This is a genomic window from Clostridium sp. ATCC BAA-442 (genome assembly GCF_964239415.1).
Classification (GTDB): domain Bacteria; phylum Bacillota; class Clostridia; order Oscillospirales; family Oscillospiraceae; genus Flavonifractor; species Flavonifractor plautii.
Genome location: NZ_CAXSQB010000009.1, coordinates 25,547 through 40,045 on the forward strand (window position 1 = coordinate 25,547; position 14,499 = coordinate 40,045).

At 57.3% G+C, this 14,499-nt stretch carries 13 protein-coding genes, 1 tRNA gene, 1 other RNA gene and 1 pseudogene; 4 read left to right on the forward strand and 12 right to left on the reverse strand.

All coding sequences use genetic code 11. The features are described from left to right. Nucleotides 1-348 precede the first annotated feature (348 nt). The 6 genes from deoC to ffs form a co-directional block, all read right to left on the reverse strand. Nucleotides 349-1,014, reverse strand: coding sequence for a deoxyribose-phosphate aldolase (deoC, locus tag ACESY8_RS05780; RefSeq protein ID WP_007492308.1), 666 nt, complete (start codon nt 1,012-1,014; stop codon nt 349-351). A gap of 30 nt (nt 1,015-1,044) precedes the next feature. After that, the gene (locus ACESY8_RS05785; RefSeq protein ID WP_007492306.1) at nt 1,045-2,175 is read right to left on the reverse strand and encodes a DUF362 domain-containing protein; all 1,131 of its coding nucleotides are present in this window, start codon (nt 2,173-2,175) and stop codon (nt 1,045-1,047) included. A 49-nt stretch (nt 2,176-2,224) separates the two neighbouring features. After that, nucleotides 2,225-2,914, reverse strand: coding sequence for a YoaK family protein (locus ACESY8_RS05790; protein WP_009260912.1), 690 nt, complete (start codon nt 2,912-2,914; stop codon nt 2,225-2,227). A gap of 233 nt (nt 2,915-3,147) precedes the next feature. Then, entirely contained in the window at nt 3,148-3,495 is a 348-nt protein-coding gene (locus ACESY8_RS05795) for a YbaB/EbfC family nucleoid-associated protein (RefSeq protein WP_007492302.1), read from the reverse strand. A 15-nt stretch (nt 3,496-3,510) separates the two neighbouring features. Further along, nucleotides 3,511-5,256, reverse strand: a complete 1,746-nt coding sequence (gene dnaX, locus ACESY8_RS05800; RefSeq protein ID WP_195447348.1) for a DNA polymerase III subunit gamma/tau — start codon at nt 5,254-5,256, stop codon at nt 3,511-3,513. A gap of 99 nt (nt 5,257-5,355) precedes the next feature. After that, an RNA gene (gene ffs, locus ACESY8_RS05805) (signal recognition particle sRNA large type) lies at nt 5,356-5,620 on the reverse strand. Between the two features lie 191 nt (nt 5,621-5,811). Between ffs and ACESY8_RS05810 the strand changes: the two genes are divergently transcribed. After that, a tRNA-Ala gene (locus ACESY8_RS05810) sits at nt 5,812-5,887 on the forward strand. A gap of 544 nt (nt 5,888-6,431) precedes the next feature. Here ACESY8_RS05810 and ACESY8_RS05815 read toward each other — a convergent pair. The 6 genes and pseudogenes from ACESY8_RS05815 to ACESY8_RS05840 all read right to left on the reverse strand — a co-directional run bounded on the left by ACESY8_RS05815 (nt 6,432) and on the right by ACESY8_RS05840 (nt 9,668). Then, nucleotides 6,432-7,037 carry a tyrosine-type recombinase/integrase gene (locus ACESY8_RS05815; protein WP_434307944.1) on the reverse strand — a complete coding sequence of 202 codons (606 nt, stop codon included), beginning with the start codon at nt 7,035-7,037 and terminating at the stop codon, nt 6,432-6,434. Between the two features lie 24 nt (nt 7,038-7,061). After that, nucleotides 7,062-7,157: pseudogene (locus ACESY8_RS05820) on the reverse strand (tyrosine-type recombinase/integrase); the annotation flags it as partial. Continuing rightward, nucleotides 7,158-7,376, reverse strand: a complete 219-nt coding sequence (locus ACESY8_RS05825; protein WP_007492291.1) for a hypothetical protein — start codon at nt 7,374-7,376, stop codon at nt 7,158-7,160. A 48-nt stretch (nt 7,377-7,424) separates the two neighbouring features. After that, nucleotides 7,425-8,012 (reverse strand): site-specific integrase, encoded by a 588-nt coding sequence (locus ACESY8_RS05830; protein ID WP_080568035.1) that lies wholly within the window; start codon nt 8,010-8,012, stop codon nt 7,425-7,427. Further along, a complete protein-coding gene (locus ACESY8_RS05835; protein ID WP_054338391.1) occupies nt 7,973-8,536 on the reverse strand; it encodes an N-terminal phage integrase SAM-like domain-containing protein in 564 nt (187 codons plus the stop codon). Before ACESY8_RS05835 ends, ACESY8_RS05830 begins: the two co-directional genes overlap by 40 nt. Nucleotides 8,537-8,921: 385 nt before the next feature. Next, nucleotides 8,922-9,668 carry a GntR family transcriptional regulator gene (locus tag ACESY8_RS05840; protein ID WP_007492285.1) on the reverse strand — a complete coding sequence of 249 codons (747 nt, stop codon included), beginning with the start codon at nt 9,666-9,668 and terminating at the stop codon, nt 8,922-8,924. A 324-nt stretch (nt 9,669-9,992) separates the two neighbouring features. Here ACESY8_RS05840 and ACESY8_RS05845 point away from each other — a divergent pair, with 324 nt between their 5' ends. From ACESY8_RS05845 to ACESY8_RS05855, 3 genes are all read left to right on the forward strand, one after another. Then, a complete protein-coding gene (locus tag ACESY8_RS05845; RefSeq protein ID WP_054338392.1) occupies nt 9,993-10,928 on the forward strand; it encodes an N-acetylglucosamine kinase in 936 nt (311 codons plus the stop codon). A gap of 22 nt (nt 10,929-10,950) precedes the next feature. After that, nucleotides 10,951-11,988, forward strand: coding sequence for an SIS domain-containing protein (locus ACESY8_RS05850; protein ID WP_007492281.1), 1,038 nt, complete (start codon nt 10,951-10,953; stop codon nt 11,986-11,988). A 142-nt stretch (nt 11,989-12,130) separates the two neighbouring features. Continuing rightward, the gene (locus ACESY8_RS05855; protein WP_009260926.1) at nt 12,131-14,449 is read left to right on the forward strand and encodes a type A blood N-acetyl-alpha-D-galactosamine deacetylase; all 2,319 of its coding nucleotides are present in this window, start codon (nt 12,131-12,133) and stop codon (nt 14,447-14,449) included. Nucleotides 14,450-14,499: the final 50 nt, after the last annotated feature.

Genomic DNA, 14,499 nt, shown 5'->3' on the forward strand with positions numbered 1-14,499 from the left:
GCCTAATAAGACGCGGAAAGCCAGCCCTTAGTCGGCCCCACAGGAAATTTTCTCTAAAATTTTATCGTCCCTGGCCCCTCTATGTAAAGAGCCTGCCCCCTGTTTGAAAAGGGGGCAGGCTCTGTTTGATCACCGGAATATTGGGATGCTTCGTCCAGGAACTGGCCTAACTGCGTCACAGGCTCCTGACCGACCTTACGGATGGATATTGGGGTAGCGTGGAGACATCGTTCCCCCGGATGGATGATACGCCGGAACTTCATGTTGAAAACCGGCCGCCTGTTATAAAATTTGAGAAACAAAAACGGGAGGCCAGCCCCTGCGGGCCGGTCCCCCGTTCTGTTCTGCTCAGTATCCCTCGGCGTGCTCGCCCTTCACCAGCTTGACGATCCGGGACGTGCCCAGGCGGTCCGCGCCCAGGGCCATGAAGTCCTCGGCGTCCTGGAGGCTGGAGATGCCGCCCGCGGCCTTGATCTTCACGCCGGGGCCGATGTGGGCCTTGAACAGGGCCACATCCTCCCGGGTGGCGCCGCCGGTAGAGAAGCCGGTGGAGGTCTTGATGTAGTCCGCGCCGGACTCGGTCACCAGCTCGCACAGCTTGATCTTCTCCGCCTCGGTGAGCAGGCAGGTTTCCACGATCACCTTGAGGATGCGGCCCTGGCAGGAGGCTTTGATGGCCTTGATCTCGGCCAGCACCTCATCCCACCGCTGATCCTTCACCCAGCCGATGTTGATCACCATGTCGATCTCGTCGGCGCCGTTGCGGATGGCGTCCTCGGTCTCAAAGACCTTGACGGCGGTGGTAGAGTAGCCGTTGGGGAAACCGATGACAGTGCAGATCTTGAGCTCGTTGCCCACGTAGTCCGCCGCCTGCTTCACAAAGGAGGCGGGAATGCACACGGAGGCGCAGCCGTACTTCAGCCCGTCGTCGCAGACCTCCTTGATCTGGGCCCAGGTAGACTCCTGTTTGAGCAGAGTGTGGTCGCAGTGGGCCAGGATGTTCTTCACGTCCATTAGATTACTCCCTTTCTACGCGTTGTGCAGTTATTTTACCTCCACCAGCTCGTAGGAGCGGGTGCCGATGCCGATTTTCTCACAGTGGGCCAGGCACACCCGCCAGTCGGTGTCCGGCATACTGTTGATGAAGTGGTCGTGCTTGTCGCAGAAGCCCTCCCTGTGCATCTGCTCGTCCAGGTGGGAGCCAGGGATGGGGGGCTGTTTCCCGCAGGCGTCGGCGCAGGCCTGGTCCAGCGCCACCGGGTCAAAGGAGGCGAACATGCCCACGTCGGGCACGATGGGCAGGTCGTTCTCCCCGTGGCAGTCGCAGTAGGGGGACACGTCGATGACAAGGCTGATATGAAACTGGGGACGGCCGTCCACTACCGCCTTGGCGTACTCCGCCATGCGGCAGCCCAGCTCCTCCATGGCCGCGTCGTTGCCAGGGCGGATGGCGTCGGTGTTGCACACCGCAATACAGCGGCCGCAGCCCACGCACTTGTCCCAGTCGATGGACGCCTTGCGATCCTCCCCAAAGGTGATGGCGCCGTGGGCGCACTGGGTGGCGCACCGGCGGCAGCCCACACAGCGGCGGGGCGCCACCATCGGCTTGCCCTGGGCGTGCTGCTCCATCTTGCCCCGGCGGGAGCCGCAGCCCATACCCAAGTTCTTGATGGCGCCGCCAAAGCCGGTCTGCTCATGCCCCTTGAAGTGGGACAGGGAGATGATCACATCGGCCTCCATGATGGCCTTTCCGATCTTGGCCGTCTGGATGTACTCCGCCCCCTCCACGGGCACCTCCACGTCGTCGTTGCCCCGCAGGCCGTCGCCGATGATCACCTGGCAGCCGGTGGACAGCGGGGAGAAGCCGTTCTCATAGGCTGCGTCCAGGTGCTCCAGGGCGTTTTTCCGGCGGCCGGGATAGAGGGTGTTGCAGTCGGTGAGGAAGGGGACGCCCCCCAGGCTCTTCACCACATCGGCCACCACCTTGGCGTAATTGGGCCGCAGGAATGCCAAGTTTCCCGGCTCGCCAAAGTGCATCTTGATGGCCACCAGCTTACGCTCAAAGTTGATCTCCCCGATGCCCGCCGTGCGCATCAGCTTCTCCAGCTTGTTCAGCAGGCTGACCCCCGGCCTGCACCGGAGGTCCGTCATGTAAACCTTGGACCGCTCTCCCATATTTCTGTGTGCCTCCCATTTTGGTTCAAATTGTTAAGTGGTTCTTATTTTATACCCCTTTGCCCGTTCTCGCAAGGGGTTTGCGCTGAAACATAAGCAAAAAGGCCGCCAAAAGGAGCACACAGGCCCCCAACACCGCCCTCTGCCCCCACCGGCCGCTGCACCAGGCCCCCAGTGCCGCTCCGACGATGAAAAACACGATAATGCCGTAGTACTGGGCCGCCCGGTGTCCGTGGTCCCGCTCGCCGGTCTTCCCCCATAGGTACAGCCGCTCCGTGCCGCTGCGCAGGTTTCCGGTGCACATAGTGGTGGCAAAGGCATTGCCGTTGACCTTGCGGAAGCTCTCCACCTGGACCGCGCAGACAAAGGCCACCAACACATTGGCCGCGTTGTCCAGCGCCGCAGGCAGGAAGGCCACCGCCGCCAGCAGGAGCAGCTCCGCCGCCACGGTGATCTGCCGCCAGTGGAGGGCCTGGGCCCCCCGGAACCGTCCGCGGATCAGCTCTGCCGCCAGTACCCCCGCGGCAAAGGCCAGAATGGGTACCAGATAGTGGCCTGCGCCGCCCCAGTCCCCCTCCATCAGCCGTACCCCCAGCAGCACGATATTTCCGGTCTGGGCGTTGGCGAACACTCCACCCCGGATAAGGTAGGTATACGCATCCAGAAAGCCTCCGGTCAGGGCCAGCACCGCCCCCAGCCGAAAGCTCTCCGACATCTGCCTGTGTGTCGTCTGTTCCACGCGCTGTCCCCCTCTCAGGACCAAAGGTCCGCTACCAGCTTGTCGAAAAGGTGTTTCGACAAGCTGGCGGGCTTTCTAAAATTAACATAAAATAATAAAAAGTCGTTTGATCCAACGCGAAAGGGAACCCTGACGGTTCCCTTTCACACTATCTTTCCCCTCCAAATCCTTCGGCAGGAGGGTTTATCGGCAGTCTTAGGGGCGGGCCTTTGGCCCGTCCCCCTGTGTCCGGCTCAGAACGGCAGGCCGAGCCCTCCGGTGAGCTGCTGCATGGTGGAGGCGGAGTCGCTCTCTGCCGCCCGCAAAGCCTCGTTCACCGCAGCCACGATCATGTCCTGAAGCATCTCCACATCCTCCGGATCCACCGCCTCGGGGTCAATGACGACCTCCTTCAGCTCCCGCTTGCCGGTCACTGTGGCGGAGACCACGCCGCCGCCCGCGGCGGCCGTGTAGGTCTTGGTCTCCAGCTCCTGCTGCATTTTCATCATGTCCTGCTGCATCTTCTGAACCTGCTTCATCATGTTCATATTCATGCCGCCGCCAAAGCCGCCCATTCCGCGGCTGTTGAATCCCTTTGCCATCGGTCGCAACTCCTTTTATTCCTGAATGATGATGTTGTCAAACTGCCGGCTGAACGCCAGCAGATCGTCCAGTTTGTCGTGCTCCGCCGCCTGGGCGGGTGCCGCTGCGGCCGGGGCAGCGGGCGCCTTCCCCACCTTGACCGCGCAGCGCGCCGGGACGCCGTTCTGAGCCGAGGCCAGCCGCCCCAGCTCCTCCAGAATGGAGGCTCCGCCCACCATGCTCTTGGTAAACTCGTCCTTCACCCACAGCGTGAGCACCCCGTCCTCCAGCCGCCCCTGCACCATGGCCGGGTTGCTCAGGAAGGGGTAGACCGCAGGAAATTTTCCCCGCACCGCCGCCACCAGGCCAGGCCAGAGGTCGGCCGCGGCGCTCCGGCCGGCTTCTCCGCCGGTGGGCGCCTCTCCGGCCACCAGGCGGTCCTCAGGAGCTGCAGACGGCTCCGGCGTCTCGTCTACGTCTACCCGCTCCCCCGGCTCATCAGGCAGTGGGGGCCGCTCCTCCTCCCACGGGGGGCGCTCTGCCGGGACTGGCTCCACCCTTGGGGCGGACGGCTCCCGCTTCGCCGGTGCGGACTGCTTCATGGGCTGCCCCGGTACCGCGCAGGCCGCCGGAATCCCCCCCGCCAGCAGCTCCTCCACCCGGGCCAGCCGGGCATTCAGCGCCGCGGTGCTCTCGTCCAGGCCCGGGTCGCAAAGGCGGATGAGGCACAGCTCCGTGTCCGTCCGGCGGTTGCCGCTGCGGGACAGATCTGCGATGGTGGTCTGAAGCAGGCCCAGCATCTGTACCAGCCGGGCCGTCTGGAACTGGTTGGACAGGCGGCGCATCGTATTTTCGTCATAGCCGCCGGTGAGCAGGGCCGCGCCCCCCTGGGGGGCCGTCTTTCGGATGAGCAGATCCCGGGTCAGGGCGGACAGCTCGCCCAGCAGAGAGCCCACGTCCTTCCCCGCGCCGTACAGCCGGGCCAGGGTCTCCAGGGCCCCGGCGGTGTCTCCCCCGCCGAGCTGCTCCATGAGCCGCGCCGTCTCCAGGTTGCCCGCCAGCCCCAGGGCGTCCAGCACCTCCTGCTCCCCGATGGGGCCGGATGGACCGGCGCACTGGTCCAGCAGGGACAGTGCGTCCCGCAGACCGCCGTCGGCCAGCCTGGCCAGCAGGCTGGCCCCCTCCCCCCGCAGCTCAATGCCCTCCTCCCGGGCCACATAGGCCAGCCGGGCAGCGATGTCGCCGGGGAGAATCCGCTTGAAGGAGAACTGCTGGCACCGGGACTTGATGGTGGCCGGCACCTTGTGCAGCTCCGTGGTGGCCAAAATGAACATGAGGTGCTCCGGCGGCTCCTCCAAAATCTTCAGCAGCGCGTTGAAGGCCGCAGTGGAGAGCATGTGCACCTCATCCACAATATACACCCGCTTGCGCACTGCCGCCGGGGTGTATACCGCCTCGTCCCGCAGGGCGCGCACCTGGTCCACGCCGTTATTGGAGGCGGCGTCCAGCTCCAGCACATCCAGGATGGAGCCGCTCTCAATGCCCAGGCAGGACGGACACTGGTTGCAGGGATTGCCGTCCACCGGGTGTTCACAGTTCACCGCCCGGGCCAGGATCTTGGCGCAGGTGGTCTTGCCCGTTCCCCGGGTGCCGGTAAACAGGTAGGCGTGGCTCAGCCGGCCGGTGGCCACCTGGCGCTTGAGCGTGTCGGTGATATGGGACTGGCCCACCACATCGTCAAAGGTGCGGGGCCGCCATTTGCGGTACAGGGCCTGATACAAGGGCGGTCACCTCAAATCAAATCAAAAAGGAGAGGGGCGGAGGATGCGGAAAGCCGCGTCGCTTCGCCCCTCTCCCGCCGCGTCCGGCGCGTGGCAAGACCGCACACCGGCCTTTGGAGACTGCGCTATACCCGTTACCCAGGCAGCCGGCTCAGGAGCGGGACCCCCGCGGCACAGGTCGCGGTCCGCTTAGTGCTGCTCGGTTCCCCGCCTGACACGGTTCACGGTGCGGCCTTGCGCGGGACCGATCCATCATCGCTGCTTACCTGGGGCAGACAGCACAACGCAGTTCCGGGGGCCGGGATTCATCCCTGCTGTAGCGGGTTGCAGGTACAGGGCACCGCTAACTCCCCGACTAGTGCGGCCTTGCCGCGGGCCGGACGCCTCTGCGCCGTCCGTCGGAAGGCTGTATTTGATATCATACATCATTTCCCGCCATTTATCAATATCACTTTTCACTTTTTTCAAAAAAGGTCTTTACAACCGGATAAATTATGCTATAATATCTGAGTGTCCACGACAAGGATCTTTCATTTTGCTGAGAGCACTCTGTATGGGCCTATAGCTCAGCTGGGAGAGCGTACGGTTCGCATCCGTAAGGTCGTCGGTTCGATCCCGATTAGGTCCACCATTCATAGAAAACGCCGCAGTGAAAACTGCGGCGTTTTCTCGTTTGACCACAGAAATACCACAGACGGATTTCTGCTTTAACTACTTGACGGGTACCCCCTTTCAGGAGTGCCCGTCTTTTTTGTTTGTGCCAATACTGTTTAGCGCCTCCCAACTAATCTCGTTGGAAGTTGCCGCTATCTCTCAAACAGTCGCATTTTCAGCATAAATCTTCTCTTATATTTTCTGAGAATATTTCTTGACCACAAATTTGCCCATAGACAGAAAAAATCAGCCCGCCGGATGGGCACCTTCCATCGGCGGGCCGGTTTTGCAACATTTCAGCTTGCTTTGCGACTCCATCGTTTCCTTGCTTGGAAGTTTGTCATGGAATGTTCTCTCCGCTCTTCTGGTTGTTTGACCTCTGCTTTCGCGGTATCACGGTCAATCTTTTCCGCCGCCAATTGCTGCATCTCGTCGGTTATGTGGGAATATGTGTTCAGGGTAGTAGCGCTGGATACATAACACAAAATTGTCGGCAGGGTCTTGATGTCCATTCCGTAGGCCTAGGCGTTGGTTGCAAAAGTATGGCACGGACCATGAAATCTCACCCGTTCACATCCCGCATAATCCAAAATTCTGTGCAGGCGCTTATGGGGCGAGGATGGACGCATGGGCAAGTCTTCTTTCTTTGGGGATGGAAACATCCATCGTGAATCCACCTTGGTCTTATACTCTGCCAGCACTCGCCTGACGGATGGCGGCAGGATCATGGTACGAACCGCCGCTTTTGTTTTGGGTTCACAGATGACTACCTCTGATCCGACAATGCTATCTTGCTTGTCGATCCGCAGCTCTCCAGTCGTTAAGTTCAAATCGTCCCACTGAAGGGCGGCCAGTTCCCTCAGTCGCAGGCCAGTGGCAAACTCCAGAGGGAAGAGTTCATAGTAATTTTCCTCTTTGGCCTGGATGAGTACTCTCTGCATAGTTTCCCCTGAGGGAATTTTCATCTCTTCTCGTTTTGCAGGCGGACACTTGCATCCAATGGCCGGGTTGCAGAGGATCAAATGCTCCTCAACTGCTTTCTCCAGTGCCTGCCGGCATAGACTGCGGCAACATCGAATCTGGCTGTCAGCAATACCTTTTCCATTGGCATGCTCATCTGGCTTCATCCACACACAAATTTGCTGCTTATCATTTTCTGTTAGTTTGTTCAGTGGAATATCGCCTAGCCTTGGTTTGATGTATAGCCGGAGATACCCTTCGTAGGTTCGATGGGTTCTGGGCCGGATTTATGGTTTGCTGTAGGTTTCGTACCAATAGTTCAGACACTCCCCAAATGGCATATCTGCCCGAACCTTGGACGGATTTGCAGGTGCAATGGTGTCTTTCAGTGTTTTCAATTTATCCACGCACTCACCTTTGGTCTTGGCCAGCACATTTTTCGTCTTGGGAAGGCCGTCCTTTCTCAGCTGGGCGGTGCCTTCGCCGTTTTTTGGCTTTCTTCCCATGGCTTCAACTCCTCTTCAAAGATATTTTTAAGAAATTCCTCTACGATCTCAGCCGCCCGCTTTTGTATATCCGTAGTGGTGTGGGTAGGTGTCTTGGGCGAACGCCGACCTGGTATGTCCCAGGATTCCAGACAGAGTCTTTACATCTACACCAGATGCCAACGCATGGGTGGCAAAAGTGTGGTGCAGACCATGAAACCGGATATCAGGCAGCTCCGCCCGTTTTAACAGGGCTTTCAGCCGATCATAGGCAGTACTCGGGTGGGTAGGCTGTTCTGGTTTCCACGGATGGGGGAAGATCCATTCCGTCAGAGCGGACTTTTTCCTCTCCCGGAGCAATTCTACAGTACTGGGCGGCAGGGTGATCGTTCTGGCACCAGCTGATGTCTTGGTATCCCAAGTAGTCAGTTTTCCGCCACGCTCCTCATGTACAGCGCGGCAAATCTTGAGCCTTCCATCATCTGCATCAAAGTCCCTCCACTGGAGGCCGCAGATCTCACCTCGCCGCAGTCCGGTTGTCAGTTCTGTATAGAAGAAGTCATACCAGACGGCATCCTCCCGTATAATCTCCACAAATCGTTCCAACTGCTCATCCGTTAAAATTTGTTTTGCCTCCCCCAGTGCTTCATGGAGCATGGAGTGAATCCCACGGACAGTACTGCTGGCAAGCACTCTCCTGTGGTTCGGTTTCCCTGACGAGCCAGCGTATCATATAACTTTTTAATGTCTTTTCCGGTTATCTGAGTGATTGGCTTGTCTCCCATAAAGGGAACAATGTGGTTCCGCACGGTACCTTCATATCGTCTCAAGGTAGAGGGGCGAATGTTAGGAGCTATGTTTTTCAACCATTGCTCCAGCCACTGGCCCAGTGCCATCCGACTCTCCTCAGTCAGCTCGACACTCTGATACACCTCAATACTCTGCCGGAGCTTAACTGTCAGTTCCTTCTGGGTATCAGTATAGATGTAGCGGAAGATGGACTCACCGTTCTCTTTGTGGCCCACTACGGGATGCGCCTTGAAATTAGGGACGACTGGTTCACACACGTAGTCCCTCGGACACCGTTCGGCGCACATCGGCCCGGCTGTGGCTGAGCCCCCCCGGATCAAAGGCAGGGCAGTCTTATAACAGATGGCCTTGCAGCGGAGCTCACCGGCCATGTCCAAAGTCTCCTGTATCTTTCAGCTTTCGTGGCCGTTGACCGTCTCTTTAAAAAGTATCTACGCACCGTGCTCTGACTGCGCCGCATAAGCCAGCAGAAAAACCAACCTCCTGGATCTAATTTAAAAGTTATCCGACAAAAAGTGATTCCCGCACAAAAAAACACGCCCCATGCCGTCCGAAAATGGAATGGCATGGGGCGCAGCTTTATTTTATACCGGCCGAGCATAGGCGGAACTATGGTCGGCCCCGGCCCTTGCCGCCGGTGGCTGGATGCGGAGGACAGCACGTCCTCCCCTCTACAGACTCATATGGCTGGTTTTCCATCTCACCACAAATATCAAAAAACTGTGAGGATAAAGATAACTGGAATGCAATATGTACTCAGCGCTCCCTTTGTTCCGGGAGAGGAATCACCGAGTTGTTTGCCAACTCAATCCGAAACGCATATTTATCGCCGCGGACAATGGATTTTGTATATTCAATCAGGACATTGCCCTCATAGCTGTATCGCTCCAAAAGAGTACACGGAACATTGGATGAGATATGCAACAGCGTCCTTTCTTCTGAGCGCGGCATAACGGGCCGGAATTTTTCCGTGGCCCGATCTGCATGGAAGTTATACTGTTCTCGCAAAAACTCATATAGAGAGCCGCAGGAGAGCGCCTCCGTGTCCAGCGTCAAGAAACGGCTTTGGGGGAGAAAGGTGGTTTCCAGCATCAGAGGATACGTCCTGGCCGAGCGGAGCCGGAGCAGTTTATGGAACACCGTTCCCTCCTGATACCCGGTTTCAATCGCCAAAGACTTATCGGCTTTGACCAGATCATAGTGAATGACAGAATTCTGAATTAGAATATTGCTGCTTTTAAGCGTATCAGTAAACGAGTAGAAATCAGATAGGGGCTGGGTAAATACGAACGGCTTAATATAGGTTCCATTACCCTGGACCGAGTAAAGTACACCGGTTTCTTTCAGCATGTTGAGTGCACGCCGGAGAGTGCTACGGCTTGCGTTATACTTCCGGCACAACTTTTCTTCGGGGGGGAACAGTGAATTTTCCGGATAGAGCCCCGTCTGTATATCACGAAGCATCTCCGTGTAAACGTCTATATAGACCGGCCTTTGAGCCATACCGCACCCCCCGCTTGCCGCTGCTTCACGTCACTTCAGATAGCCAATCAACCCATAGATCCTTACAAGTATTTTTAGAGACTATTACTATTTTGCCAATTATTTTATCATATGGGGAGTGAATTTACAAGGAAATATTTCCCTGTTAAAAAAAGAGATACAACTCAGGTCAGTTGTATCGATTCAAAATGCATACAACTGAGGGTAGTTGGCCTATTTTACCCAAAACCATAGACAAAATTAGCAAAAAACTATACAGTATATACAGAAGCAGCCGATCCGCACGCGTTATTACAGTTAAAAGTACCACATGGAGGAGCCAATATGAAGCAATGGTATGTCGGGGTAGACGGCGGAGGCACAAAAACCGCCGTCGCGATCTCCACCTCTGACAGTGTTCCGATCCAAACCATGACCTACCCGACCTGTTCCTATCAGTCCATCGGTATTCCGGAATCCGTTGCCCTGATCACGAAGGTGGTACGGGAGGCCCTCTCCGGGGGCGGGGTAAGCCCACAGGATTGTGCCGGGTGTTGCGTGGGTATGCCCTGTTATGGCGAAAACCCAGCAAATGACCGGGAGATCGTTCGCCTGCTGACGGATGCTCTGACCCCAGTCCCAGTGTATGTTGTGAATGACGGTGAAGTTGGCTGGGCTGGATCCCTCGCCTGTGGGGAGGGAATCCATATTGTTTCCGGCACAGGTTCTATCGCATTTGGACGCGGGTGTGACAAAGAATTTGCCCGCTGTGGGGGGTGGGTGGAGTTTTTTGGGGATGAGGGCTCCTGCTACTGGATTGGTCGGCAGGGAATGAGTCTGTTTTCCAAAGAGGCCGATGGCCGGTTGCCGAGGGGTCCGCTCTATGATCTAGTCCACGGGGAGTTTGGCCTGACGGAGGACTACCAGTTTATTGATCGGGTTGTCCGGGAATTTGCCCCCTATCGGGAAAAAGTCGCGGGGTTCCAGCGGTACGTCCTACAGGCCGCCCGGGCTGGCGACACAGCCGCTGCCGCGCTGTATGAAACGGCTGCGCTTGAGTTGGCGCTCATGATTCGCACGCTCAAGGCAAAACTTCGTTTCTCCGCCGAGCCCATCAGCGTTTCCTACTCCGGCGGTATCTTCCATGCCGGAGAATTCATCCTGGCCCCTCTCCGTAAAAAGGCCGAAGAGCTGAACTGCATACTTTGTGAACCCAAATACTCCGCGACCGAGGGCGCGCTCATGTTGGCCATGGAACGGTTCCCTTTATCACCCAGTTAAATGTCCGAAGGAGAATGATGTTATGTTTTTGACCGAAGCTGAGATTCTGGATACCCCGCTGTCCCTGAACTACACCTGCCAATACTTTGAGAAGAACAAAAAAAATCTGGAGCAGTTCTTCCAGGAAAACCAGCAAAAGAAGTTTACCATTTTGGGCTGCGGCTCCAGCTATATGCTGGCGAAGAGCACAGCATCTCTGTTTGCGTCGCTCCCGGGAACCAGCGCAAATGCGATCGCCGCCGGCGACTACATTGTGGACCCTCTGTTCTGGTATGAGACGGTGAAGGGCAGCATCGTGCTCCTGCTTTCACGGTCCGGAAAGACCTCTGAAATGGTATGGGCCCTGAAGCACATCAAAGAGGCTCACGGATGTCCAGCGGTGTCCATCACAACGGAGGATGGGAATGATCTGATGCCCTTGTGCGACCTGAACCTGACGCTGAACTGGTGCCATGATGACAGTGTCTGCCAGACCCGAACTGTCACGAACCTGTATGCCTCCACACTGCTTCTGGCGGCGGAATACGCAAGGGATGACCGCCTCCGAGAGAGTGTCCTGGCAGCCATGCGGGAGAGCACCTCGTTTCAGCTGAAGTACCGGCCGGTGCTGGCCGAGATCGCAAACCTTGATTGGGACAATGTGGTGGTGCTGGCGGACGGCCCCATTTGCGGCATCGCGGAGGAGGGCGCCCTCGCCTTTACGGAGATCTCCATGCTGACAGGCCGCTATTTCCATCTGCTGGATTACCGTCACGGGCCTATCGTGGTCAGTGGAAAACGGACTCTGACTCTCGCGTTGCTGCGGCCCGGTGAAGAAAAGCTCCAAAGCGCTATGATGAAAGATGTGATTCAGCGCGGCGGCCCTGTGGTCACGATTTCCCACTGCACAGAAAATAGGTACGACGCGGCAGCCCATATTCAGATTCCGGAAGTCGGCGAGTTCGCCGCATGGGGCATTCTGTTCATCTATGTCGCGCAAATGACAGCTCTGCTGAAAGCAATTGCCCTAGGCGGAAACCCCGACCAGCCCAAGGGCCTGGACGCCTACATATCCCTGTAAATTTTTCTTACAAGGATCGTTTGCCTTGTCTGAGAGAAACGATTTGAAAACAGAGGGGAGAGGATAGCTCCAAATATGAAACTGCCGGATCAGGCGTCGTTAACAGGATAAGGACGGACTACAAAGGAGGAATAGAAGGGATATGAGAAATCGAAGGAAAGCTGTTTCGCTTCTAACGGGCCTACTCGTGACGGCCCAGTTATTTCCAACCGCGGCGCTTGCGGCAGACTCCAGCGAGTCCGCATTGAACAAGGCCCCCGGATATCAGGATTTTCCCGCCTATTACAGCGACAGTGCGCATGCCGATGACCAGGTGACTCACCCGGACGTAGTTGTCCTGGAAGAACCGTGGAACGGCTATCGCTATTGGGCCGTTTATACGCCCAACGTGATGCGGATCTCCATCTACGAAAACCCGTCCATCGTTGCCTCCAGCGACGGAGTGCATTGGGTAGAACCGGAGGGGCTTTCCAATCCCATTGAGCCGCAGCCGCCCAGCACCCGCTACCACAACTGCGACGCTGATATGGTCTATAACGCGGAATACGATGCCATGATGGCCTATTGGAACTGGGCGGATGACCAGGGCGGAGGCGTTGGGGCCGAAGTCCGGCTGCGGATTTCCTATGACGGCGTACATTGGGGCGTCCCCGTGACTTATGATGAGATGACCCGCGTATGGTCGAAGCCCACCTCCGACGCGGAGCGTCAGGTTGCGGATGGAGAGGATGACTTCATTACCGCCATTGCTTCTCCAGACCGCTACGATATGCTCTCTCCCACTATTGTCTACGATGACTTCCGGGATGTGTTCATCCTGTGGGCCAACAATACCGGCGACGTGGGGTATCAGAATGGTCAGGCGAACTTCGTGGAAATGCGTTATTCGGACGACGGGATCACCTGGGGTGAGCCAGTCCGCGTCAACGGCTTCCTGGGGCTTGACGAGAATGGGCAGCAGTTGGCCCCCTGGCATCAGGATGTCCAGTATGTTCCAGATTTGAAGGAGTTTGTTTGTATTTCCCAGTGCTTTGCCGGCCGAAATCCGGATGGCTCTGTCCTGCACCTGACCACATCAAAGGATGGAGTCAACTGGGAGCAGGTGGGCACCAAGCCCCTGCTGTCCCCCGGGCCAGACGGCAGTTGGGATGATTTCCAGATCTATCGCTCCAGTTTTTACTATGAGCCAGGCAGTTCCGCCGGAGATGGTACCATGCGCGTCTGGTACAGTGCCCTGCAGAAGGACACCAATAACAAGATGGTCGCGGATTCCTCCGGGAATCTGACCATTCAGGCCAAAAGTGAGGATGACCGCATCTGGAGGATCGGCTATGCGGAAAACAGTTTTGTTGAGATGATGCGCGTGCTGCTGGATGACCCCGGCTACACGACGCCCGCCCTGGTTTCCGGCAATTCCCTTATGCTGAGTGCTGAGACCACTTCCCTTCCCACAGGGGATGTCATGAAGCTGGAAACCAGTTTCGCGCCTGTGGACACCTCTGATCAGGTCGTGAAATATACCTCCAGTGATCCGGATGTGGCGACGGTGGATGAGTTTGGAACCATTACAGGCGTTTCTGTCGGTTCAGCGCGCATCATGGCGGAGACCCGGGAGGGCCTGTCCGACGACCTTGAAATTGCAGTGGTGGAGAATCCGTACACGCTGATTCCCCAGTCCAATATGACGGCAACCGCCACCAGCGTCTACGGCGGGACGACGGAGGGCCCCGCCTCCAATGTCCTCGATGGAAACGTCCGCACAATATGGCATACCAACTATGCTCCCAAAGATGAACTGCCGCAGAGTATCACCGTTTCCTTTGACCAGCCCTATACCGTCGGCCGCTTCGTCTATACCCCACGTCAAAACGGGACAAATGGCATAATTTCGGAGTATGAGCTATACGCCATCCACCAGGACGGCAGCAAGGACCTAGTCGCCTCCGGCTCAGACTGGGCGCTCGATGCCAAGGATAAAACCGTGAGCTTTGCACCGGTAGAAGCCGTCGGCCTGGAGCTCAAGGCGATTGCCGGCGCAGGTGGGTTCGGTACTGCCGCCGAACTCAATGTGTATGCGTATGGTCCAATCGAGCCTGCGCCCGTATATGTCCCGGTGGATGACCGGGATGCTTCCCTGGTGTTTACGGGTGCATGGAATAGCGACAGCAACGGAAGCTTTTATGAAGGGACGGCCCGTTATACCAACGAGATCGGCGCGTCCGTGGAGTTCACATTTGTGGGGACGGCCATTCGGTGGTATGGTCAAAATGATGTAAATTTCGGCGCTGCGGAGGTATACGTGGACGGCGTTCTGGCAGGGGAGGTAAATGTGTATGGGCCGGCGGCGGCTCAGCAGCTTCTATTTGAGGCGGACGGTCTGGCCTATGGGAAGCATACCATCCGCATCGTCTGTGTGTCTCCGGTGGTTGACTTCGACTATTTTTCGTATGTGGGAGAATAAAGCGATTCTAGCAGGCGACTTTCAACACAAAGGATTATAGAGAAGGAGGA